At 63.3% G+C, this 1,136-nt stretch carries 2 protein-coding genes; both read left to right on the top strand.

Going from position 1 to position 1,136, the window contains the following annotated elements; all coding sequences use genetic code 11:
• On the top strand, positions 1–389 hold a 389-nt coding region (locus AB0M20_RS44990), incomplete at its 5' end, for a hypothetical protein (RefSeq protein ID WP_364307753.1).
• Positions 390–602: 213 nt separating this feature from the next.
• Positions 603–1,136, top strand: a 534-nt coding sequence (locus AB0M20_RS44985) for a hypothetical protein (protein WP_364307751.1), incomplete at its 3' end; no start/stop codon positions are given.

The following is a 1,136-nucleotide window of genomic DNA, read 5'->3' as shown; positions in this document are numbered from 1 at the left end:
ATAAGGAGTGGCCCGAAACCCGGCCCCGGCCCGGGAAGAACGGTCGCGGCAACTTCGATCTTGCAATTCTGAGCCCGAACCAGATCGCCGCCGCAGATGTCTGGCGATTCGATGGCGGGCATATCGAAGCCGCCATCGTGATTGAGATGGGCCTGAACTACGACTTCAAGCACCTGTACGGCGATCACGAGAAGCTGCTCGCCAGCGAAGTGAGCAACGGCTATCTCGTCGATCTACGGCGACGAGGGCCGCGGGACTTGCGCAGCGAAAGCCTGGTCGGGAACCCCACTCCCCCGATTCAGGCGGCTTACGCACACTACGCAGGTGCAGCCAGCGTGGTCAGACTGCTCGGCGAACCTGATCCGGGCCCGCTTCGCCGGACCGCCTGACCGCGGGTCAGCTACGCCGAACCGTCTCGCAGCGCGGTGGTTCGTGCCTGGCTGCGTGATGGCCACTGCGGGTCGCCCTTGATCTGCCAGTCATGGGCTCGAGGACATCGTCACCCAGGCTCGTCGGATGTGGAAGACGATCAGCCGTTTCCGTGATCTGCGTCTTCGTACGCCGGTACCGTCCAGACGGATCCCGTTGGCTACGGAGGATGGATGTACCTGCTCTGTCGCACGCCGACCTTCAAGGATTGCACTGACCGGTACTCGAATCGGCCGGAGATCCAAGCGGCGATGTTCAAGGTCATCGACGAGCTTTTCGAGAAGCCGTTCCACAACCCGAAGCTCAAGACCCACGCGGTGAAGAAGGCCCAACCGGACACATTCACCTCGTACGTCACGAATGACGGCCACCGGGTGATCTGGCGGCATGTCGGGAGACGGATCGTTCTTCTGCTGTTCGGCGAGCACGACGCCGTATACCGTCGCGCCGAACGGCTGCGGCTCGAGATCGACGACGACCTGGATGTCTTGCGGGTCATGGACGAGGACCCGAACACCGGCAAGTCCGTGCCCTACCAGACGCGGCGGGCGGCCGAGGGCAAGCTGTTCATGGCCTGGAATACCAACGAGCTTGCCGAGATGGGCTTCGCGTCGCAGGAGATCGGCGTGTTGCGTGGTCTCAACGACGAGAGCGAGCTGACCGACCTGCAGAAGACCATGCGCCCTGAGGCGTGGGACCGGGCGATG

The organism is Actinoplanes sp. NPDC051633 (assembly GCF_040681735.1).
Lineage (GTDB): Bacteria > Actinomycetota > Actinomycetes > Mycobacteriales > Micromonosporaceae > Actinoplanes.
The sequence above is the reverse complement of the archived record's forward strand: the minus strand, read 5'-3'. Positions and strand labels throughout refer to the sequence as shown.